At 44.2% G+C, this 21,078-nt stretch carries 20 protein-coding genes; 10 read left to right on the top strand and 10 right to left on the bottom strand.

The features are described 5' to 3' along the window. Nucleotides 1-114: 114 nt before the first annotated feature. Together MKY52_RS05555 and MKY52_RS05550 are read right to left on the bottom strand one after the other, a co-directional pair. Complete coding sequence (locus MKY52_RS05555; RefSeq protein WP_341050307.1) at nucleotides 115-1,890, bottom strand: ABC transporter ATP-binding protein; 1,776 nt, start codon at nucleotides 1,888-1,890, stop codon at nucleotides 115-117. Next, nucleotides 1,877-3,652, bottom strand: coding sequence for an ABC transporter ATP-binding protein (locus MKY52_RS05550; protein ID WP_341050305.1), 1,776 nt, complete (start codon nucleotides 3,650-3,652; stop codon nucleotides 1,877-1,879). Before MKY52_RS05550 ends, MKY52_RS05555 begins: the two co-directional genes overlap by 14 nt. Before the next feature lie 268 nt (nucleotides 3,653-3,920). Here MKY52_RS05550 and MKY52_RS05545 point away from each other — a divergent pair, with 268 nt between their 5' ends. Next, nucleotides 3,921-4,622, top strand: coding sequence for an ABC transporter ATP-binding protein (locus tag MKY52_RS05545; RefSeq protein ID WP_042184895.1), 702 nt, complete (start codon nucleotides 3,921-3,923; stop codon nucleotides 4,620-4,622). A gap of 13 nt (nucleotides 4,623-4,635) precedes the next feature. Further along, nucleotides 4,636-7,281, top strand: coding sequence for an ABC transporter permease (locus MKY52_RS05540; protein WP_341050304.1), 2,646 nt, complete (start codon nucleotides 4,636-4,638; stop codon nucleotides 7,279-7,281). Between the two features lie 120 nt (nucleotides 7,282-7,401). Here MKY52_RS05540 and MKY52_RS05535 read toward each other — a convergent pair whose 3' ends face one another. The 3 genes from MKY52_RS05535 to MKY52_RS05525 all read right to left on the bottom strand — a co-directional run bounded on the left by MKY52_RS05535 (nucleotide 7,402) and on the right by MKY52_RS05525 (nucleotide 9,525). Beyond that, the gene (locus tag MKY52_RS05535) at nucleotides 7,402-7,860 is read right to left on the bottom strand and encodes a GNAT family N-acetyltransferase (protein WP_341050303.1); all 459 of its coding nucleotides are present in this window, start codon (nucleotides 7,858-7,860) and stop codon (nucleotides 7,402-7,404) included. Between the two features lie 20 nt (nucleotides 7,861-7,880). Next, nucleotides 7,881-8,873 (bottom strand): DUF4003 family protein, encoded by a 993-nt coding sequence (locus MKY52_RS05530; RefSeq protein ID WP_341050301.1) that lies wholly within the window; start codon nucleotides 8,871-8,873, stop codon nucleotides 7,881-7,883. An 85-nt stretch (nucleotides 8,874-8,958) separates the two neighbouring features. Continuing rightward, a complete protein-coding gene (locus MKY52_RS05525; protein ID WP_341053344.1) occupies nucleotides 8,959-9,525 on the bottom strand; it encodes a TetR/AcrR family transcriptional regulator in 567 nt (188 codons plus the stop codon). 196 nt (nucleotides 9,526-9,721) lie between these two features. On the opposite strand from MKY52_RS05525, the gene lpdA reads away from it, so the two are divergent. Genes lpdA through MKY52_RS05510 form a run of 3 tightly spaced genes read left to right on the top strand, consistent with a single transcriptional unit; the run spans nucleotide 9,722 to nucleotide 12,889 of the window. Then, nucleotides 9,722-11,116, top strand: a complete 1,395-nt coding sequence (gene lpdA, locus MKY52_RS05520) for a dihydrolipoyl dehydrogenase (protein WP_341050298.1) — start codon at nucleotides 9,722-9,724, stop codon at nucleotides 11,114-11,116. Then, the gene (locus tag MKY52_RS05515; RefSeq protein ID WP_341050297.1) at nucleotides 11,113-11,745 is read left to right on the top strand and encodes an HlyD family efflux transporter periplasmic adaptor subunit; all 633 of its coding nucleotides are present in this window, start codon (nucleotides 11,113-11,115) and stop codon (nucleotides 11,743-11,745) included. Before lpdA ends, MKY52_RS05515 begins: the two co-directional genes overlap by 4 nt. Continuing rightward, nucleotides 11,729-12,889 carry an ABC transporter permease gene (locus MKY52_RS05510; protein WP_341050295.1) on the top strand — a complete coding sequence of 387 codons (1,161 nt, stop codon included), beginning with the start codon at nucleotides 11,729-11,731 and terminating at the stop codon, nucleotides 12,887-12,889. Before MKY52_RS05515 ends, MKY52_RS05510 begins: the two co-directional genes overlap by 17 nt. A gap of 1 nt (nucleotide 12,890) precedes the next feature. Here MKY52_RS05510 and MKY52_RS05505 read toward each other — a convergent pair whose 3' ends face one another. After that, a complete protein-coding gene (locus MKY52_RS05505) occupies nucleotides 12,891-13,514 on the bottom strand; it encodes an NAD(P)H-dependent oxidoreductase (RefSeq protein ID WP_341050294.1) in 624 nt (207 codons plus the stop codon). 168 nt (nucleotides 13,515-13,682) lie between these two features. Here MKY52_RS05505 and MKY52_RS05500 point away from each other — a divergent pair, with 168 nt between their 5' ends. Further along, nucleotides 13,683-14,357, top strand: coding sequence for a MarR family transcriptional regulator (locus MKY52_RS05500; protein WP_341050293.1), 675 nt, complete (start codon nucleotides 13,683-13,685; stop codon nucleotides 14,355-14,357). A 2-nt stretch (nucleotides 14,358-14,359) separates the two neighbouring features. Here MKY52_RS05500 and MKY52_RS05495 read toward each other — a convergent pair whose 3' ends face one another. From MKY52_RS05495 to MKY52_RS05485, 3 genes are all read right to left on the bottom strand, one after another. After that, nucleotides 14,360-15,673 carry a purine/pyrimidine permease gene (locus MKY52_RS05495; protein ID WP_341050291.1) on the bottom strand — a complete coding sequence of 438 codons (1,314 nt, stop codon included), beginning with the start codon at nucleotides 15,671-15,673 and terminating at the stop codon, nucleotides 14,360-14,362. 104 nt (nucleotides 15,674-15,777) lie between these two features. Continuing rightward, on the bottom strand, nucleotides 15,778-16,221 hold the full coding sequence (gene cynS, locus MKY52_RS05490) for a cyanase (RefSeq protein WP_283910234.1): 444 nt from the start codon (nucleotides 16,219-16,221) through the stop codon (nucleotides 15,778-15,780). A 38-nt stretch (nucleotides 16,222-16,259) separates the two neighbouring features. Next, nucleotides 16,260-16,844 (bottom strand): beta-class carbonic anhydrase, encoded by a 585-nt coding sequence (locus MKY52_RS05485; RefSeq protein ID WP_042124173.1) that lies wholly within the window; start codon nucleotides 16,842-16,844, stop codon nucleotides 16,260-16,262. 138 nt (nucleotides 16,845-16,982) lie between these two features. Between MKY52_RS05485 and MKY52_RS05480 the strand changes: the two genes are divergently transcribed. Beyond that, nucleotides 16,983-17,420: an Lrp/AsnC family transcriptional regulator gene (locus MKY52_RS05480; protein ID WP_076300291.1), complete on the top strand. Its 438-nt coding sequence runs from the start codon at nucleotides 16,983-16,985 to the stop codon at nucleotides 17,418-17,420. Between the two features lie 46 nt (nucleotides 17,421-17,466). Here the strand turns inward: MKY52_RS05480 and MKY52_RS05475 are convergent, their stop codons facing one another. Beyond that, the gene (locus MKY52_RS05475) at nucleotides 17,467-18,405 is read right to left on the bottom strand and encodes a helix-turn-helix transcriptional regulator (RefSeq protein WP_341050288.1); all 939 of its coding nucleotides are present in this window, start codon (nucleotides 18,403-18,405) and stop codon (nucleotides 17,467-17,469) included. A gap of 100 nt (nucleotides 18,406-18,505) precedes the next feature. Between MKY52_RS05475 and MKY52_RS05470 the strand changes: the two genes are divergently transcribed. The 3 genes from MKY52_RS05470 to MKY52_RS05460 all read left to right on the top strand — a co-directional run bounded on the left by MKY52_RS05470 (nucleotide 18,506) and on the right by MKY52_RS05460 (nucleotide 21,075). Then, nucleotides 18,506-18,955, top strand: a complete 450-nt coding sequence (locus MKY52_RS05470) for a VOC family protein (RefSeq protein ID WP_341050286.1) — start codon at nucleotides 18,506-18,508, stop codon at nucleotides 18,953-18,955. A gap of 190 nt (nucleotides 18,956-19,145) precedes the next feature. Continuing rightward, nucleotides 19,146-19,727 (top strand): TetR/AcrR family transcriptional regulator, encoded by a 582-nt coding sequence (locus MKY52_RS05465; protein WP_038568754.1) that lies wholly within the window; start codon nucleotides 19,146-19,148, stop codon nucleotides 19,725-19,727. Nucleotides 19,728-19,764: 37 nt separating this feature from the next. After that, nucleotides 19,765-21,075 (top strand): cytosine permease, encoded by a 1,311-nt coding sequence (locus MKY52_RS05460; RefSeq protein ID WP_341050284.1) that lies wholly within the window; start codon nucleotides 19,765-19,767, stop codon nucleotides 21,073-21,075. Nucleotides 21,076-21,078: the final 3 nt, after the last annotated feature.

Raw genomic sequence — 21,078 nt, 5'->3', positions numbered from 1 at the left:
TTACGGAAGTACAAACTTTCGAAACGGTGAAATCAAAATGCTTCTATCTATGTAATAAAACACCAAAAAAGCTCAGGCTACAATTCGGCCTGAGCTTTTTTGGTGTTTATTTCATTAAGCTTCCATCTTCTGCGCAGTATATAGGCGGTGGTAAAGCCCCTTTTGTGCGATAAGCTCATCATGTGAGCCGCTTTCTGCGATGCCTTTGTTAGATACATACATAATGCGGTCGCAGTTTTTTACGGTGGACAGGCGGTGCGCGATAATGAATGAGGTACGTCCTTTAAGGAGCTCATTCAGACCTTTTTGCAGCAAACGCTCAGTCTTCGCATCGATCGATGAAGTGGCTTCATCTAATATGAGAATTCTCGGATCAGCCAAAAGCGTTCTTGCGAACGAGATGAGCTGCCGCTGTCCCTGAGACAGCTTGGAGCCACGCTCGTTGACCTCCGTCATGTAGCCTTGATCGAATTCACGGATGAATTCGTCGGCGCACACGGCTTTCGCCGCAGCAATCACTTCTTCCTCGGTGGCGTCGAGTTTACCGTAACGAATATTGTCCAAGATCGTACCGGAGAAGATGAAGCTGTCCTGTAGCATAATCCCCATCTGGCTGCGCAGGGACTTCAGCGTAACCTGCGAGATATCCTGATCGTCGATAAGAATCTTACCGCTTGAAATATTATAGAAGCGCGAGATCAGATTGACGACTGTAGTTTTGCCTGCACCTGTTGGTCCCACTAGAGCGATGCTTTCTCCCGCTTTGATCTTAAAGGAGATATTCTCCAGAATATTGAGTCCTGGGTCATAGGCAAAGGTCACATCGTCGAAAGTGACATGGCCCTCTACAGGTCGCAGTGTCTTCGCATCCGGAATATCACTGACGGTAACGGGCTCATCCAGCGTCTCGAAGATACGCTCGAGATAGGCAACGGCGTTGATGAAGTTATTGTACAGGTTCGAAAGATTCAGAATCGGCTGCCAGAAGCGGGCAGCGTAGCTGCTCATCGCCAGAATGACGCCGAGGGTCATGTCTTGTGGACTAAGTGTTAGTAAGCCTACAAGGAAAATCAATGATGTAACGATCGTAGACAAGTTGTCTACGGAAAACGGGATAAGTAAGTTGTAACGTTGAGCCTTCATCCATTCTGTACGGAAATTACCCGCGAGACGTGTGAAGATTCCTTCGTTGCGTTGTTCCCGGGAGAACATTTGCGTCACACCAATACCGCTGATACTTTCTTGCAAATAGGCATTCAGGTTGGAGCTTTTATTGGATACTGCTTGCCAAGCCCGGCGTTGCCGAGTTTTGATCAGCATCATGATGCCAAAGAATACTGGCAGTCCTGCAAGGATGACAAATGATAGACGCACATCAACAGCGAACATGAAGGCTGCGATAAAGAGCAAATTCACGATTTCTAGAATAAAGTTGATAATACCGTTGGATAACACATCTGAAACGGCGTTAACGTAGTTTACGACCCGGATGAGAATCTTGCCTTGCGGACGGTCGTCATAATACTTAAAGGGCAACTCTTGCAGATGCTTAAACAAATCTGTACGGATGTCAAAAATAATATCCTGCCCAACACTCGTCATGATACGTGAACGAATGGTAGCCAGATAAACGCTGACCACAATGGTCAGAAGCATCAGTCCAGCCCAGCCCAGTAGCGCAAGCTTCGCTTTTGCCGGAATGGTCACGTCGATCACATGCTGCATGATCAGTGGAGCTGATAGTGAAATGGCCGCTGAAAGTGCACTGAGTATAAATGCAACAATCATTGGCGTTTTCTTTCGTTTGATGTATACCATCGCACGCCGGAAGTGTTTTATATTAAACGGCGATTCCAGATTCTCATCGACGTCGAATTTATTCCTTGCCACTTGCGGTCACCTGCCTTCCAATACCCTCGTTCTGCAGTTTAAACACATCGTAGTAGTAGCCTCGTTTCGCTAGCAGTTCGGCGTGGGTGCCTTCCTCAACCAGCTTTCCGTTATCCAGAATGAGAATACGGTCAGCCTGCGCGGTCGTAGATACACGCTGCGCAATAATAATCTTCGTGCAAGGATAATCCAGCTCACGTAGACTTTTCTGAATATGCTCCTCCGTCTCAAGATCGACAGCAGAGGTCGTATCATCCAGAATGAGGATCGGACGGCGAACTGCCAAAGCACGTGCTAAAGCGATACGCTGTTTTTGACCTCCGGATAAGCCGACTCCTCGTTCTCCGACAACGGTATCATAACCTTCAGGCATTTTGGTAATGAAGTCGTGTGCGGCTGCGAGCTCAGCAAAGCTTATCGCATCTTCTTCCGGAAGATCAGGATCACCATAGGCGATGTTTCCATCGATAGTATCAGAGAACAAGAGCACATCTTGGGTCGCCATGCCGATATTATCGCGCAGCTCATCGAGCTCCAGCTTTCGGACATCAACGCCGTCGACGAGTACACGTCCCTCGGCTACGTCATAGAAGCGAGGAATCAGGTTGATGATTGTTGTTTTGCCTGATCCCGTCGAGCCCATGATTGCTATGGTTTCACCAGGTTCAACGGTAAAGCTAACATCGTCAAGTACGATAGCGCTGTCATATTTGAAGCGGACATGATCGAACTCAATACGGCCTTCGTAACGGCGTTTGTCAGTAGACGTATGCTCGTTTACGATATTAGGCTTTGCGTAATAGATATCAATGATTTTGGACAAGCTCGCAAAAAAGCGCTGAATGTCGTTGATAATAATACCAATGTTGCGCATAGGGTTGGATATAGCCCAGATCAGTGAAGAGAAAGCTGTAAATTCACCGAAGGTGATCCGGCCGTTCATCAGGAACAAACCACCTGCCAGCATTAGAATGACGTTGAAGCCCTGAGCGAAGGATTCCAGGAAAGGAAAGTAATCAAGCCATACAAGAGCGGCCTTTTTGTTCGCTGTAGAGTAATTGACATTCTTCTCCGTAAATTTTTGAACTTCGAACTCTTCGCGGGCAAAAGCCTTAACCACACGGTTGCCTGAAATATTCTCCTGAGTAGTCGTGTTAAGCTGGGACAGCCGCTCACGCAGGTCAATATACATAGGACGGACGCGTTTAGCGAATATGTAAGCCACGATAAAAATGGGCGGTGACAGGATTAGCATCCACAGCGTTAGCTGAGCATCTATGGTGAAAAAATAGATAACAGCAGCAATGAAGATCGTTAGCGATTCAATGATCGTTTTGAAAATCCATGCCATCGAGTGCCGAACCATGTCCAGATCCCCGGTCATCTTGGTCATGAGATCACCGGTACGGTTACGGTCGTAATATTCTCTGTCCTGTCCCTGGATTTTGTTGTACAAAAAAATCCGAATGTTGTACATCATGTTTTGCGAGGATCTTTCGTACTGCATAGTTGTAATATAAGCAAGTCCTGTGCGCAGTAGAGAAAATCCAATCATGCCGAGGCAGAGCATAATCAATAATTGCCGTTCTTGTGTAAGATTCTGCAGCGCATTGTCACCTGCTATAAACGTATCGACAATGCGCTGACTGATGTAAGGGTTTACAATCGTAAGACTTGAACCCACTACTGAGAGGCAGAGCGCTAGAATGTACCGTGTTCGGTTCCCCTCTAAGTTCTGCCATAGCCATTTCAGTTCGAACATTTGATCACCTGTTTCTGTTTGTTCTTTCACTCTTGCCTGAAAAGAATGAATAAATCAAGGTGATTATAACACTATCAAATGACTAAGTATCGTTTACAGTAAAATTTCCTTGTTACATTATTGTTACAAAAAAATGAACTTATTAATGATGTGAATTTATCCTTGAGTAATGAGGGTTTGCCATTCGGGCTTGGGCGTTCTAATTATGATAAACTGAAACAATGTAAAGTGATTAGGCTTGGTTTGGATAGAGACAGGAGGATGGAAAATGAGCTTTGTTGCTGTCAAAAATGAGTACAAGCGTTACAAAATGGGTGAAAGTGTGATTGTTGCCAACGACGGAATTGATTTTGAGATAAATAAAGGTGAGTTTGCAGTGATTGTCGGCCCCAGCGGTGCGGGCAAATCGACGGTGCTTAATATTCTTGGCGGGATGGATTCTGCTGACGAAGGCCAGGTCATTGTGGACGGTACGGACATTGCCAAGTTCAGTGCCAAGGAGTTGACGGGCTACCGCCGCAATGACGTGGGTTTTGTGTTCCAGTTCTATAACTTAGTGCCGAATCTTACCACACTGGAGAATGTTGAGCTTGCTTCTCAGATTTCCCCGCGTGCACTAGATGCGCGTAAGGTGCTGGAGGATGTGGGATTAGGTGCACGGCTGGATAATTTTCCGGCTCAGCTGTCTGGTGGCGAGCAGCAACGTGTCGCTATCGCCAGAGCGCTAGCTAAACAGCCGAAGCTGCTCCTCTGCGATGAGCCAACTGGTGCGCTAGACTACAATACTGGTAAGCAAGTGCTTAAGCTGCTTCAGGATACCTGCCGTAACACAGGCACTACGGTCATCGTAATCACGCATAATTTGGCGATTGCGCCAATGGCAGACCGGGTTATTGAGATTAACAATGCTAAGGTACGGAAGATGGTAACCAATCCTTCGCCAGTATCCGTTGAAGATATCGAATGGTAAGGAGAAGGCATCTATGAAAAAGCGCGCGTTATGGAAAGATATTTTTCGTGAAATTAGGCACACTAAGGCCCGATTTATTTCGATTTTTGCAATCATTATGCTGGGCGTTAGTTTCTTTTCTGGCATCAAGTCAGCTGGTCCAGATATGCTGGATACAGCCGGAACCTTTTATCAAGAGACGAGACTAATGGATCTGAAGGTGCAGACCAACTATGGTCTGACCGAAGATAACATAGATCTGCTGAGCGATGTACCGGGGATCGATGAAGTCCAGCCGGGTTACAGCGCAGATGTGTTCAGCGGCGATAATGCTTTGATACTCAAAGTCCATTCTTACAATTCAGATAAACCTCTTAACCAGTACAGTATGATTGAAGGACGTCTTCCAGAGGATTCCGGAGAAATCGTATTGGATGACAAGCTGGCTGGAAAGTATGCGCTAGGCGACAAAATAACGTTCAGCGGAGCTGGAACGGATGCGGAGTTGTCGAACAACTTTGAAACATTGAATTATACTGTTGTGGGCTTTGTGCGAAGTCCTCAATTTATAGAGAAGAGTACCCGGGGCACCAGCGGAATTGGTAAAGGGACGGCGGATGCATTCGCAGCGATCCCAGAGTCAGATTTTAAGCTCCCGGTCTATACGGAAGCCTATCTATCCTTCAAGGATACAACCGGAGTGAAGGCGTATTCACCAGAGTATGAGGGATTGATCGAACAGCATACCAAGGCAGTAGAGCAGGCGATGTCCAGTGTGCCGGAAGCTCGGCTTGCGGAGATGCGTGCGGAAGGCGAGAAAGAGCTGTCCAGTGGACGAGGCAAGGTGGCCGCCGCCGAGAAGCAGCTCGCCGATTTAAAGCGCCAGCCAGAAGTGGTGCAGCAGGGACAAGCTGCAAACATGAAAGCCATTGCTGATGGGCTGGTCTCTGCCAAGGCGGAACTAGCTGCAGGGGAGCAAAAGCTTGCAGAACTAGGGCTCCCGAAGGTCTATGTCACTGACCGAAGTGCCAATCCGGGATATGCCGAATATAAAGACAACGCTGATCGATTGTCGGCAATAGCAAGTGCTTTCCCGGTATTCTTTTTCCTGATTGCTGCGCTGGTCAGCTTGACGACTATGACTCGAATGGTCGAGGAGCATCGTTTGCAGATCGGGACACTTAAAGCGCTTGGGTATGGCAACCGTGACATCATGGCCAAATTCTTGGTTTATGGTACACTTGCCAGCTTGACGGCTTCGGTTGCGGGACTTGCGCTCGGTTTTACCATGTTTCCAACCATTATATATAATGCGTACAGTTCGCTTTATAATCTGCCGGATCTTATCAAAAGCTTCTATCCGTCGTATTCCATCATTTCCATTATAGTGGCGCTTATCTGCACTACATTGACGGCTTGGATTGCCGCACGTGTAGAGCTGCGTAGCAATGCTTCTGTGTTAATGCGTCCGAAGGCGCCAAAGAGCGGGCAGCGGATTCTACTGGAGAGAGTTACGTTTGTATGGAAACGGCTGAGCTTTGTTCAGAAAGTTACCGCACGGAATTTATTCCGCTACAAGCAGCGGATGTTCATGACTGTGTTCGGCGTGGCCGGCTGTACGGCGCTGATTCTGACCGGGTTTGGTCTTAAAGACTCGATCGGCAGCATTGCCCCTCAGCAGTTCGGCACGATTATGAAATATGATGCACTTGTAGCGCTGCATGAAGATGCGTCTGCTGATGCGCGGGATGCCTACGAGCAATTGATCACTGGCGAGTCCACTATAACTGGATCACTAAGTGTGGCACAGGAAACGATGAAAGCGCACAGCAGTGGTGTAAATGATCAGGATGTGCATATGTTCATCCCTGCATCTGTTGATGCGATATCCGATTATGTGGAGCTGCGGGATCGAGTGAGTGGAGAAAAACGCACGCTTTCGAACGAGGGCGCTATAATCTCGGAGAAGCTGGCTAAATTATACGGGCTTGAACCCGGCGACCAGTTGAATGTGGTGAACAAGGATAACGAGACATTCAAGATTAAGGTCATAGGGATTACAGAGAACTATGTAATGCACTATGTTTATATGACACCTGCGTATTATTCTTCCGTATTTGGACAAGAACCAGTGTTCAACACAGAGCTGCTGAACTATACCACCCACGATAAAGCATGGGAGGACAAGTTCGGCGAGAAGCTAACGGACAATGAGGGAGTGGCCGCGGTCAGCTTTTCCAGCAACGTAGGTACTGCCTTTGATGACACCATGAAGAGTATGGATGTTGTAACCTTGGTACTCATTGTATCGGCTGCTGCTTTGGCTTTTGTCGTCCTCTACAATTTGACCAATATTAATGTCTCTGAACGGATCAGGGAACTATCAACCATCAAGGTATTGGGATTTTATGATAAGGAAGTAACGTTGTATATTTACCGTGAGAATATGCTGCTAAGCCTACTTGGCATTGTAGCTGGATCGGGTCTTGGCATTATATTGCACAGCTTCGTCTTGAATACAGCTGAGCTGGATGCGACGATGTTCGCGCCGATTATTAAGTGGCCAAGCTATGTGTATGCCGCACTCTTAACACTGCTGTTCTCAGGCATAGTCATGGCTTTCATGCATATTAAGCTCAAACGGATTCATATGATTGAGGCGTTGAAGTCGGTAGAATAAGCGGAGCTTCCACACCAAAAACAAAAGTTGATCCTACTTAAACACAAAGGACCGCTTCGAACAGCCATTGTTATGGCTACTCGAAGCGGTCTCTTTTGCTTTGAGAGGCGATGGAATCTTTTAACGTGAGCCGATCGATAACTTCATATGCAGGATAGGAAATGGATTGCCTTGTTCATCCAGTGCAGAACGCTCAAAAACTTGAAAGCCCATACGCTCATAGAAACCTAAGGCCTGCGGATTTTGTTCATTTACATCAACGTAGCGTACGTTCAGTGTCTGTATAGCATAAGCAACGAGTGATTTACCAATGCCTTTTCCCATTGCAGCAGGTTCTATGAATAGCATTTCAATCTTGTTATCCTGAACCCCTATGAATCCAAGCGATTGGTCATGGTCATCTATAAAAGCAAGCAGATGACTTATATGCTCCATCCCTTGTATAACCAGTGGCCGCAACGCATCAATGTCCTGTTCAGACAGGAATAGATGCGTATGCCGCACAGATAATTCCCAAATATTCAGTAGACGGTATAAACTTTCTTCATTTCTAGTGGTGATTGGTTGTATCGAGTCCATGTCTTCCCTCGCATTTCCACTTAATTCGAAGAAGATGAAGCTGCAGCCGCAGCCGACGCAGCCGCAGCCCCAGCAAGAGCAGCCTGCTGTGCGATCACAATATTAGTGATGCTGGTGGAAAGCATCGAGGTTACAATGCCGCTTTGCACATCCTCTACATATTTGAAGGCTACCAGCGCAGCTGACAGCAGTAGCAATTCCTGCTTTACAATGGACCAGCTGCCAAAGCCTTTTTTGGTACGCAGTAATTCGAAGGTCTCTGAGACTTCAGTAACCATGTCCTTATTGTTGGAGGAGAGCAACGTTAGCACGCCCAGCGAAGAAAGGGTATATTCCTTATCTAACCGGATGCCATGTGCACGGAACGCATCTCGTAATGCCAGTACACGATCCGCTGCTTCTGAAGCTTCTTTTCCAAGAACCAGTACCTGTGTCAGAGCTTGCACGCTGTTCCCCGACATAAATTCAGGCTTTAATGTAGTGTAAAGCTGCTCCATCCGGTCGATGCCGCTGTCCACGTCGATATCGGAAAGGCCGAGCATGGCAGAGAAGATATAATCATCATGTCCGGTAAGGAAACGGTGCTTCGCTTTCATACTATCGTAAAACATCTTTGCGCGTTCTACCGTACGCTGATACTGATCTGTTGTCGTATTAGCGGCGATTTGATAAGCGGCAACGACGAGATAATCAGAGGCTCTAAATTTGACGTCCTTCAATAAGTCATACACGGTCAGCGTGTTAGCAAGCTGTTGTTCCCTGTCAGCAGAAAGAGAGAGCATAGTAGCAATACTGATTGCCGAGTTCCCCCTAAACGAAGAAAACATTCCGGTATTTTCTTTAATAAGCTCGTGGCTCGCACGAATCGCATCCTCATCTGCACTTTTATTCTCTGCTGTGTACAGTAACCCCGCCAAACGGCTAACCATTGCATTATGCCAAGGAAAAGCCTTTTTGATCCTCTGCGCGTTCTCTGCGAACAATTCAACCCTTGCTGCATACTGCTCGTTCATTGGATACACCCCTCAGTTATCTATAATTCATAATATTACGAAAATTTTCTGAGTTGGATTCATTTGTTTGGGGTGTTTATTGTTTTTAGATCGTAACCAGCTCTTTAGCATACCGTTTGCCTGACGAAAGAAGGCTGTCGCTCAGTTCAGGGTCAGTTACAGTCCTTGCAAGAACTAGAGAGCCAACCATGGTACTGAACAGTGCGCTACCTTTGGAGGGCTCAATTCCCGCCAGATCGGAGATAAAAGCAATCATCCGCTCCAGTTCCTGGGTGAATACTTGTCGAACTTCTTCGGAAGAATGAGATATTTCGGCAGTAAGGGCAGGGATAATGCAGCCCATCTCCGTTTTGTCGCGGTGATACGGACTTAAATAATATTCAATGACCGCATTGATTTTGGGGTTCTGCTCTTCCTGGTCCGCGACCTTCTGCAAAAGTGCGATGGTATCGCTGATGGCATACCGGCAGGCTTCGGCGACGAGTTGTTCTTTGTTGTCGAAATGTGAATAAAACCCGCCGTGAGTCAATCCGGCTCCCTTCATAATGAAGGGAACACTTACATCATGAATGCCATGGGTGCGAAAAGCCTGGGCAGCACTTTCAACAATCGTATTCCGTACTTTTATTTTATGGCCTTTGGGATAGGGCATCATAATCACTCCATAGCTTCATAATTCTACTTTTAAAATATTATATGCATCATAATAAAGCCTGTCAATTTAACGATTCTGAGCACTGTCTGCTTATGAAAGGATAAACACGGTTGTTGACGGTTTTAAAATATGATGGTAATAATATATTACGATCATCATATTTTAAAAAAGCAGGTACAGGAGGTATCAGGAGATGGGGAATCTTGAGTTCGTAGAAACGTTGGTCATTGGATCAGGTCCGGGTGGGTATGTGGCGGCGCTGCGATCTTCACAACTTGGAATGAGAACGGCGATTGTTGAACGCAATCAGCTAGGTGGGGTCTGTACTAATGTTGGGTGTATTCCCTCCAAAGCATTAATTGCTGAATCCCATCGTTACGAGTTGCTTAGACCGTTCAGCTCTGCGGATGCGGCAGTGTCATTTAAGAATGCTCAGGATTTCAAGCAAGGAATTGTGAATAAGCAGGCAGGTGGAGTTGGCTATTTATTGAAGACTGCAGGTGTGAGCATTTTGGAAGGGGAGGCCAGATTGGTCGATGAGCATACCGCTATTATCAGTCAGTCTGGACAAGAGCAAAGCATTTCTTTTAAAAATGCCATCTTAGCCACAGGATCACGTCCGATTGAGCTGCAAGCCTTTCCAGTTGGCGGACGTGTTTTGTCTTCGACAGAAGCTCTGTCGCTCCGTGAAGTTCCAACTAGCCTAGTAGTTATTGGCGGTGGATATATAGGCGTTGAGCTGGGGCAAATGTATGCCAAATTTGGAACAACGGTAACGATTCTGGAGGGAGGAGATCAAGTGCTGCCTGGATTTGAGGCGGAGCTTGTGAGCCCTGTTGGAAGGCAGCTGAAAGCTGATGGGATTAAGATGATCACCGGAGCGACAGCTGTGAACGTAGCGCAGAGTGCAGACGCCATCACACTGCATTATTTGAAAAATCAGGAGCAGCTGCATGTGACAGCGGAATATGTGTTAGTCACTGTCGGCAGAAAACCAAATACAGACGGCGATTTAGGGCTGGACCGTATAGGTTTGCCAGTGACGAGCAGGGGGTTCCTTGAGACAGATGAACAGTGCAGAACGGCTATTCCGAATATTTTTGCAATTGGGGATATTACGTCGGGTCCTGCCCTTGCTCATAAGGCGTCTTATGAAGCTAAAGTTGCGGCAGAAGCCATTGCCGGTCTTTCCTCCGAGGTTGATTATAGAGCCATTCCGCTTGTTGTTTTTTCTGATCCAGAGCTGGCCAGTGTTGGCTTAAGTGAAACAGAAGCAAAGGCAAAAGGCATCCCGCTGGTTATTGGCAAATCTTCTTTTGGGATTAACGGGAGAGCATTGGCTTTGAGGGAAGCGGAAGGGTTCGTCAAAATTGTAGCGGACCCAACCTCGGGAATCGTTATTGGTGCCCAAATTGTTGGAGTAGAAGCATCTACACTGGTGTCGGAGCTTGCCCTTGCCATTGAGATGGGAGCAACTGTAGAGGACTTGGCGATGACCATTCACCCTCATCCCACATTGGGAGAAGTGATTATGGAGGCTGCCGAAAATGCGGCTAAAAAAATGGTAAGGGGAGAGAGCGGGAAATGAAGATAAAAGCAGGTTTATATATTGGAATTGCGATTGCGTTAATCGTTGGAGGTTCGCTACTTGCTATAAAAGGAAAGGATGCTGTCAGTCAAGCTGAGAGCAGGAAACAAGGGATTCTTGATGCAGAGCAAAAGACTATATTTTATCAGAACAGTCCAGGGTCAATTGTAGAGGTCAGTGTGGCTGTAGGTGATTCTATAAAACAGGGAGAGGCATTGTTCAAGGTTAAATCCGCTGAAGAAGGAGAAACAGATGTACTCGCGCCGGAGGACGGATCGGTCAACAGGATTGTTGTAAAGCCGGGAGATCAAATACAACTAGGAATGCCAATGGCGGTTTTGCAAAAAAACAACTTTTATACAGACCTTTACATACAGGAGAGCGAAATCCAAAAGCTAAAGGTGAATCAAAGTATCGACGTTCATTTTCCGTATTTGAACCATCCAAGTGAGGTGACGGGTGTCGTTACTTCCATCGCAGCCGCCCCTCAATTTGCGAGCTTACGCATGTCACGTGAAAAAGGGCAAGCCGATTTAAGCATGTTTCTTGTCCGTATAGCTATGGATGCGAATGCTGATTTGCTTCCGGGGATGACAGCGGAGGTGAAGCTCGATGAAATCACTGATTGACGAATGGAAGTACGTGGCGGGCAGTAAGTATTTACGCCTGATTTTTATTGGTCCGCTTATCGCGGCTATATTTTTTGGCTTGATGTTCTCGAAGAATCAAATCAGCGAATCGCATGTTGTAGTCATTGATGAGGATCACAGCTCGTATTCACGACAGCTGATCTCTAAAATAAATGCTTCTCCATATATGAAAGTAACTAATGTGTATGCCAGCCCCTTAGATCCAGAAACATTATTGGCAAATGAGCAGGCTGTCGCGGTCATCACCCTTCCCAAAGCGTTAGGGCTGCATCAGCAGCAGGGGATATCAACGAATCTCGGCATCTTAATGGATAACACCATGCCATCAGGTCTAACCGGCATCCGAACTGCGATTCAGGAAGTCATCCAGACGGAAAATATGACTTTTTCTATGACCCGTCTCCTCCAAAAGGGGATGGATGCCGAAACCTCTAAAGGACTTGCTTCTCCGTTGTCCCTGCAGCAGCGGATGTTGTTTAATCCGACCACAAGTTATGTGAGCTTTATGGTCATTGGATTTGTGAATATTGTGGTGCTGATGATTACAACAAGCGCAGCAGGTTCAATTGTCCCTCGCTTGCGGCAGGAGGGGGAACTTTTTGCAAACGGGAAGTCTCCTTGGCAGATTTGGGTTCGTAGTGTGCCTTACGCTGTTTTATCAACGATCTCGCTGCTCCTGTGTTATGGCTTATTAAAGCAGGTAGGGGGAATGCGCTTTGAAGCAGAGCCTTATCTTTTTATTATTCCGCTGTTTGTGTATGCCTCTGCTCTGTCACTTATGGGCCTGTTGATTGGTTATACTGCCAAAGACGTATCCAAAGTTAATTTACGAACTAATTTCGTATTGTATCCGTCGTTTCTTGCCACTGGAATCCAATTGAGCCCATTAGCGTTTCCGGAGTTTTTTCAAATTTCCGCTTGGGCATTGCCGATGAACTGGCTTAATCGTCTTATACGCGGGATGGCTTTTCGGGATGTGGCGTTAACAGCCTACAGTCAGGAGCTGGGAGCACTGCTGATCATTATTGGTGTTGTATCCTTATTCATCGGATTGCTGGTGCTCAGGGAGGCGAACAAACCCGAGGTTCAGCTCTCGAAATCAATCCCAGCTTCAGTAATCTAATCTACTCTAGTCGTGCAAAACGTTGTTCTGTTTTATTAAGATGCTTCACCCGCTCTTCTAAGCTGCGATCTGACATCCCGGCATAATTATACCAATGGAGGTTCTTCCGTATTCCCATTTTGCGGAAGGTCCCTCTAAACAGAATTTTGGTGATGGGGTTGCCAAAAATCCAGCGATAAAAGAAGTCGGGCGTGTTCATTACGGTCAGCAGTGACACTCCTTGAAGATTCGTGAGCAAGCATTTGAAGGGCCGTCCAGGTTTAATTTCCTCGTAGACAATACCTTTTGCGAATACCTTATCAAGAAAGCCTTTGGTGAGAGCGGGCATAGCCTCCCACCAAATGGGGAATAGGAAGACGATATGATCTGCTGCCATAAGCCGTTGCTGATAATTGGCGACTAGGGGATCGGTGGTTTTCTTTTGTCGCCAAGCAGCAAGTTCTTCGCGCGACATGACTGGATCAAATCCATCGGCATGCAGATCGATAAGATCAATCGTATGACCTTTGGTGGTAAGACCTCGCATTACGGAGGCTAATAAGGCTGCGGAATAGCTTCGCTGATGTGGGATATTCTCGGACGCTGATGCTCCGTATGGATGATCAAAAATAACTAAGACATTCATATAAATACCTTCTCTTCGTTTTATTGTTTCCTAGAAATAAAATATTAACTATGGAAACAATAATACGTTTTAAGTTTCCTTGTTGTCAATATTATTTCTAGGAAACTTTATTTATGAGCTGTGTCTTGTTAAAATGAGTATAAGATGAATTTACGAGGAGACTTAACAGTGACGCATTCTTTCGAGAACTTACCTAATAAGGATATTTTGATAAAAAAACTGATAGAGATGATTCCCCAATTACAAAAGCGATTTCAATCGGAGGATGATGAAGAGAAGGCGTGGTTGATTCAGAACTGTAGTAATCCTCTTATCAATGATTTCCTCCAAGACTCCACAGTCATGATGCTGCATGTAATCGATGCAATTGGACAGCTTGAGCCAGTGAATGGCACTACCATTTCGAAGCATTTCGGAATTCCGAAAGGTAGCGTGTCCAAAATCACTAGAAAATTAGTTCTGCAGCAAATTATTCGCACGGAGTTTCTCCCCGATAATAAAAAAGAAGTGCTGTTTCTTACAACACCTATTGGAAAAGAAATATTCGATTTGCATCAAGCACTACATAAGGAGATGAATAAAGGGATAAATCGGTTTCTACAGAGATATAACACAGATGAATTGTTATTTCTGATCCAAGCGTTCGAGGATACTTTAGAAGCATCATGGGTTCATCCGGAATCGGTTACTGAAGAAGAACCATTAAATGCTGGAGAATCTCTTGAGGCAATGGAAATCGATGAAATGAGTCAAATCGTAGACATGCTTAACCAACTTGATACACGCAATCTTAAGAAAGCTAAGGCCATTCTTCAAGATGTGTTTTTTACCACTTTTGAGTAGCTTTATAATTTCTGATAGTGGCTTATTTTCTTTTCACCTTTCCAAATTTGCTCTAAAAGCATGGCCAGTATAGTGCCGACAAGCAGACCATTACTGCAAATATATCGAAGTGTGGAAGGAAGACTCTGAAATACCGCTGGAGGCAAAAACATAAGTCCAATGCTTACCAACAACGTTATTCCTAGTATCGTTAATCGGCGATGATCAAGCTGTTCCTGTAGCAAGGATTGGAATGCAATCCCTACGATTTGTACAAAAGTAGCTAGAAGTGCTGCACTGGCTACCGGAGCTGGAAGTAACGCTAGCACATTGACAACGGATGGTATAAGCGCGATAACGGTTAGTAACATACAGGCCATAAGAAATGGCCCAATTCGCTTTTGCCCTGTTAATTTCATAAAGCCCGCCGAGGCTGGCAATGGAACAACGCCTATCGTTGAGAATAGGGAGGCTAGTATATGAGAGATCCCTCCCGTCCAAATCCCTCGACTTAATGCTGTTTTTTCATCTTTCGGTAAAACCGGAACTACATGTTTTACAGCGGAAATAGAAGAAATTGTATTGGATACTAACAAAAACGTAAACAACAGTGAGGTAATCACGATCCCTAGATCGAATTGAGGTACTCCCCAAGCAAAAATATGAGGGAACTTCAAGACGGGAGTTGAATCTGTAAATGTTGGCCCCACTTTCCCGAATGCTGCAAATAATGCCGAACCCAAGCCGATTCCAATCAGTACGGCGTAACTACTAATCCATCCTCTTCCTTTAATAGAGAGAAAAATAACAAGTCCAAAAATAAAAAAGGATATGAGTGCTGCCATAACATCTGGTTCGGCGCTTGTTCCCTGTAACCCAAGCATGCCCTTGACTAATACACCGCTTAATTGCAAGGCGAGAATGAATAAAAATGAACCCGAAACTAAGGGTGTAAATAAAAATTGAAGCCTATAAACTAGCCCTGTAGTTCCTAATACGAAGAGAACAAGCCCGGCTACGATTAATCCTCCTTCTAGAATTTGTAATGCATACATTTGATCTTGCCCTTGAATTAAGGCTAAGTTGCCTAATATGACAAAGATACTTACCCATGATCCCGCAGGACCATCTGCAATAGGGTATTTATGTCCTAACCATCCCTGAATAAATGAACTGATTCCTACAACGAAAAATGTCCGCTGCATTAAGGTTGAAATTTGTTCAAACGACAATTGAAAAATACCTCCAATGACAATGGGCAGAGCCACTGCATTGGCTAGCAAAAAAATGAACCATTGTACAGTGCTGAGACTATCGGTAACACGTTTGTTCTCCATATCAACTCACCTTTACTATTGTTAACTATACAATCTATACGGAAAATGAAAGCCACCTTTCGATGTGAAATCGTTAAAAGGTGGCTGGCTCGCTTCTTAATCTATTACCATTTGCGATATGGCAAAAACTTTCCGTTCATCGTCAGAATGATGCGGTCACCATTCGGATCTTCTTGCTTTTGTACGTCGAATTGGAAATCGATCGCGCTCATGATACCTTCGCCAAGCTTCTCCAAAACAAGTTCTCTAATCGTTGGACCGTATACAAGCAGCATTTCGTATAGGCGATACAGTCCTGGATCTGTAGGCGGCATATCGATGACATCGCCACGGTGTGGGATTTGTGTGAGTGCTTGAACAACTTGTTCGTCGAGTTCAAGCAATTTCCCCATTTTATCTGCTTCATTACGCGTCATTGTCGCTTGGCCTAACAGTGCAGTTACAACCCAGCTTTCTGAATGCTCGCTTTCCTTTGCGATTTCGCCCCAAGTTAATCCTTTTGCAAATTTAGCGTCCAATATCTGTTGTGTCGCTTCTTTTCTATTCATTTTCATTGCTCCCTTTAGTTTAGTATAATGAGTATCGCTTAGTGCTTGTCGTGGCCTGTTATTTGTTCATATCCATTTACAATCAGATCGAGTTTACCAGTGTCTGGTGCAATCACCAGACCATGAACAGCTACCTCTTTCGGAATGAGCGGATGATTACGTACTAGATCAATGTTTCCTTTAATCGAATCTACGACATTCGTAAAGCCGAACAACCATTTATGAAGATCGATACCTGCATATTCAAGAGAAGAAAGAATTTCTGGTGTCGCGACTCCACGATCCATTATTTTTTGAAGTGTTCCTTCAGGGTTGCTTTGACTCATGCCACAATTATGGTGACCGATGATATAAATTTCTTCCGCATTCAGTTCGTAGACAGCCGTTACGATACTGCGCATGATGCTTCCAAATGCATGGGTAATCGTTCCACCTGCTGTTTTGATGACTTTGGCATCCCCATTGTGTATATTTAGGGCTTTAGGCAGCAGTTCAATCAGTCGCGCATCCATGCACGTTACGACAATCATGCGTTTTTTAGGGAATTTCGTTCCCTCATAAGGTAGATACTCCTTGTCTTCTACGAACTGATCGTTATACTCCAAAATTTCTTGTAATAGCATTCTTGGGCCTCCTTTGAAGTGTTTTAGTTATCACTGTTTCAATGGCTACTAACTAGTGAATCAGGATATAACTAAGTATAGATATTCATGCTTAAATGCTGAATAAGTTGGCGAAACGCTATATGTCCATTTGCTTTCATGACGAAAGGATTGATTTTTATTTTTGATCATATCGATTTTGCGATACTAGCATTACTAAAAGAAAACTCCAGAATTCAGTGGAAGGACATTGGCCAAAAGATACATATGACCGGCCAAGCGGTCGGAAATCGCATTAGGCGTTTAGAAGATTTAGGGGTTATCGAACAATATACGATCGTTACTAATAAAGCAAAGCTAGGTCTTTCTATCACGGCCTTTATTACATTTTTTGTGGAATCAACCAATCATCCTTTATTCCAGAAGTTCGTGATGGAGGAGGAAGCTATTTCCGAAGTGCATCGAATTAGCGGAGAAGGATGTTATGTGTTAACTGGACATTTTGCTACGAATGAGGAGCTTGAGGCATTTCTGGCACAACTTTTGAAGCATGGCAATTATCGAGTGAGTCTATCCATTGGAAAAATAAAATCATAATTCATACAAGAAAGAGGGGCGTAGGCCCCTCTTTTCTTTTTCCAATTTATAATTTTTGATAATGATGTAAGAGATTCTCTATTCTGTCCTGAATCATTTGTTTCAAGGCTTCAGGCTTTACCGCTCTAACATACTGACCATAACGCATGAAATAATTAGCTAGAAATTCTTCTTCGCCTGGATTATAGAATCCCTTTATGACTGTTTTCGGGCCAGCTTCTATTTTCATAGAGGGATAATGCTCTTTATAAAAAATATCTTTGGCTTGCTCCGCAATCTCAACTTCAAAGTGAATACTGTTCTCGGATTGATAAAATTCTAAGGAACGATTAAGAAGTTCTTCTATAGAATAGCGGGCTGAGCTTTCCTCTTCTTCAATGAAGGTTATTCGATCACATCTAAACACCCTATATGTATTCGTATTTAACTCTATTCCAGTAGCATACCATTGACCAAACTTCGCGGAAATTCTGAAGAATTGTACAGGGTAGCTTTTTGTCTGGTTTTCTTTTGTATATGCAATGTTACAGGCACTCTCATTTAGAATACTTGCTAGGATTTTATCTAAAAAACGGCTGACATGCTTATGCTGATACATTTCGAATTGTAGAACTTTTTTCATTTTATGAATCTGGTTGATTTGTGTACTCGATAGACAGTGCTCGAACTTTTCGTTTAGCTTGTTAACACTTAAATGAAAAGGTGTAGATTGATAAGATTCTAGCGTCAGCATAGCAAAGTACAGTGCATAGACTTCATCTATCTTGAAAATAATAGGGGATAACAATCTATTTTTCAAAATACCATAACGTCCGTGTCTTCCATGTTCTGCGAAAATAGGCATACCCAATTGTTCTAATGAAGTAACATCACGTAGCGCTGTGCTTTTTGAAATATTGTATTTCTCCATAAGGTCACTTAGATTAAAAAACTCTCGCCCGTTTAAGTATCTCATCATGTCATTTAAGCGTTCTGATTTCTTCATATAAAAAGCTCCTTATTAAGGTGTCATGTTTTGATACCTTTATATATGATAATAAGTTTAAGGCCAGATATCAAATATATAAAAAGGAGAGGTTTATACTATGAGTACAACCCTAGAAGTAGCTATTTTTTTATCGATGAATGGAAGAGCTAAGGAAGCTATAGAATTTTACAAAAAACATTTTAACGCAGAGGAATTGTTACGTGTCACCTATCAACAACTAGCAGAACGTGACAGCTCCATACAGCTTACGGATGAAAATAAGGATTATATTACTCACTCTGTCCTGTTAATCGGAAAAACAAAAATAATGATAGCAGAAGATACAATGAATACGAATGAGAAATATACAATGGGTAATAACACTTCATTATGTATTCAAAGTGCTGACTTAGAGGAAATTGAAGGTTTCTATAAAAGCTTAATCACGGATGAGCGCGTAAAAATTATTGCTCCTTTATCTAGTAATGTGTTTAGTAAAGCCTACGGTATCATTGAAGATCCCTTTGGTATTCAAATTCAACTCATGTTTGATGAAAGATTACATTAACAACTTTGCTTCTAAAGTAAACCCAGTTCACCGTTTAGCTGATCATAATTCAGGGATTATCCTGATGTTGGTCGGCTTTTTTGTATGTATTGATGGCTATTTTTTATGAAAAACATTGAATTATTATGCATAAAGATGTATAGTGTTTTTTAATTAACGTTAATTAAGTAAGTAAGGGATGTGGATTGTCTTGACCAAAAACAAGTTGAAAGAAGTAGCGATGCGACTATTCGGAGAGAAGGGTTACGAGGGTACGGCTCTCTCTGAAATTGCGAAGGAAGTTGGTGTGAAGACTCCGGCGATCTATGCCTTTTTTGAGAATAAAGAGGATTTGTTTATGACGGTCTTTCGTGAGGCTATGCAGTCCTATAACACTTATATTCAAGAGCTATCGGAAGAGCAGAAAGTACTGAGTGCGCAGGAAAGTCTACGAGGCATATTGTCTAGACAGTATGAGTTCTATCAGAAGAGTCCTGAAGCAAGCAAAATTGTACTGAGGTATGTGGTCTTCCCACCGGCATTCTTAAAGGAAACGATTGAGGAAGCATTTCTAGAGTCCGACGCGATGCTGACGAAGATCATTGAACAATTCATCTCGAAAGGGATGGAAGAGGGAGTAATTCGCGATCAATCCGTTCAGCTTCTCGCAGATGCTTTTCTCAACTTGATGGATGGATTAAGCATGCAGTATTTCTATTACACTTCTAAGGGAATTTATGAGCGTAAGCTGAACCATGCGTTTGAAATGTATTGGAAGGGTGCGTCCTCATAGCGCTACAGAAGAAGATAACAACAAGGGGATGGGGAGAATGGCAGAAGTATGTGAAGTAAAGGGGAACGAGCTTAGCTCGGGGGATTTTGAGAGAGAGCCGGTTCCAGCGCATTTGCGTAAAAAATGGCTATCTATGTCGCTCGTCTGGATCGCCATCGGGATTGACCTATCAGCGATGTTCTTGGGTGCTCAGCTTGGCAATGGAATGAATCTGACGGATTCACTCACAGCAACAATAATCGGTTCGTTAATCCTAGGGGTGATCGGAGCGTTATGTGCGTATGTAGGAGCGAAAACAGGGTTATCGACATCGATGATCTCTCGGTTTCTATTCGGAAATGTGGGTGCGCGTGTCGTAGCAGTTATCCTCGGTATTTTCTCACTCGGTTGGTTTGGGGTGCAGGTCGGGTTCTTCGCTTCGAATATGCAGACTGCTTTTAGTCAATTATGGGATATTCATCTGTCCTTAGGGGTGCTTTCATTCATAGGTGGGCTTTTGATGATGTCGACAGCTATTTGGGGATATCAATCTATTGAACGACTAAGCACCTGGTCCGTACCATTGCTTATTTTGTTTATCGGTGTGGCTATTTATTCCGCGTTCCACACCAAAGGAGCTTCAGCCGTGTGGGAACCGATTAGCGGAGCAGCGATCCCGATGGGGACAGCGATCTCGCTTGTTATTGGTATCTTTATTGTCGGCACGGTGCTTTCACCGGATATCGCTCGTTGGGCGCGCACACCCAAGCATGCTATAACCGCGGCCTTTATCGGCTTCTTTGTGGGTAACAGCTTCATGACGATTGTAGCTATTTTCCTATCTCGAATTATGGACACAGATGATCTGACGAATATTTTTATTGCGCTAGGACTTGGGCTTCCAGCCATTATCGTCTTAACTCTTGCCCAATGGACGACAAACACGAACAATTTATATTCTGCTTCGCTAGGGTTCTCTGTCGTGTTCCAAAAGGTTCCGAAAAAGCTAATTACTATTGTGGCAGGTATCTTTGCTACGTTGCTTGCCGTACTTGGCATCTATGATAAGTTTTTATCTTTCCTAAATATTATTACGGTGTTTGTCTCTCCAATCGGGGGGATCTACACGTCCGAATTTTTGCTTGTAGATCGAAAGAAATTCACTTTTGAAGGTCTGGATCGCAATAAGAACTGGGTGATTCGCTCCTTAGCGGTGTGGGTTGCAGCTACATTGTTCGCTTTTATGACAACCGCAGCGCCAGATGGATTTGGATGGTTCCAAATCACGAGCGTACCGGCATTAGATGCGTTTATGTTCGCCTTTATCGTGCAGTGGATTGTCGGCAAAATCATGACAAAGAAGGGATAACAA

Origin of the sequence: Paenibacillus sp. FSL P4-0184, assembly GCF_038004625.1 — a bacterium.
Taxonomy (GTDB): domain Bacteria; phylum Bacillota; class Bacilli; order Paenibacillales; family Paenibacillaceae; genus Paenibacillus_AQ.
Note: the sequence above shows the minus strand (reverse complement) of the source record. Positions and strands in the feature narration are given on the sequence as shown.

Bases quoted from the DNA above. Each gene is read 5' to 3' on its own strand.
- MKY52_RS05550 (WP_341050305.1), bottom strand. From the start codon at position 3,652: ATGTTCGAACTGAAATGGCTATGGCAGAACTTAGAGGGGAACCGAACA.
- MKY52_RS05545 (WP_042184895.1), top strand. From the start codon at position 3,921: ATGAGCTTTGTTGCTGTCAAAAATGAGTACAAGCGTTACAAAATGGGT.
- MKY52_RS05540 (WP_341050304.1), top strand. From the start codon at position 4,636: ATGAAAAAGCGCGCGTTATGGAAAGATATTTTTCGTGAAATTAGGCAC.
- MKY52_RS05535 (WP_341050303.1), bottom strand. From the start codon at position 7,860: ATGGACTCGATACAACCAATCACCACTAGAAATGAAGAAAGTTTATAC.
- MKY52_RS05530 (WP_341050301.1), bottom strand. From the start codon at position 8,873: ATGAACGAGCAGTATGCAGCAAGGGTTGAATTGTTCGCAGAGAACGCG.
- MKY52_RS05525 (WP_341053344.1), bottom strand. From the start codon at position 9,525: ATGCCCTATCCCAAAGGCCATAAAATAAAAGTACGGAATACGATTGTT.
- lpdA (WP_341050298.1), top strand. From the start codon at position 9,722: ATGGGGAATCTTGAGTTCGTAGAAACGTTGGTCATTGGATCAGGTCCG.
- MKY52_RS05515 (WP_341050297.1), top strand. From the start codon at position 11,113: ATGAAGATAAAAGCAGGTTTATATATTGGAATTGCGATTGCGTTAATC.
- MKY52_RS05510 (WP_341050295.1), top strand. From the start codon at position 11,729: ATGAAATCACTGATTGACGAATGGAAGTACGTGGCGGGCAGTAAGTAT.
- MKY52_RS05505 (WP_341050294.1), bottom strand. From the start codon at position 13,514: ATGAATGTCTTAGTTATTTTTGATCATCCATACGGAGCATCAGCGTCC.
- MKY52_RS05495 (WP_341050291.1), bottom strand. From the start codon at position 15,673: ATGGAGAACAAACGTGTTACCGATAGTCTCAGCACTGTACAATGGTTC.
- cynS (WP_283910234.1), bottom strand. From the start codon at position 16,221: ATGAATAGAAAAGAAGCGACACAACAGATATTGGACGCTAAATTTGCA.
- MKY52_RS05485 (WP_042124173.1), bottom strand. From the start codon at position 16,844: ATGCTATTACAAGAAATTTTGGAGTATAACGATCAGTTCGTAGAAGAC.
- MKY52_RS05480 (WP_076300291.1), top strand. From the start codon at position 16,983: ATGACGAAAGGATTGATTTTTATTTTTGATCATATCGATTTTGCGATA.
- MKY52_RS05475 (WP_341050288.1), bottom strand. From the start codon at position 18,405: ATGAAGAAATCAGAACGCTTAAATGACATGATGAGATACTTAAACGGG.
- MKY52_RS05470 (WP_341050286.1), top strand. From the start codon at position 18,506: ATGAGTACAACCCTAGAAGTAGCTATTTTTTTATCGATGAATGGAAGA.
- MKY52_RS05460 (WP_341050284.1), top strand. From the start codon at position 19,765: ATGGCAGAAGTATGTGAAGTAAAGGGGAACGAGCTTAGCTCGGGGGAT.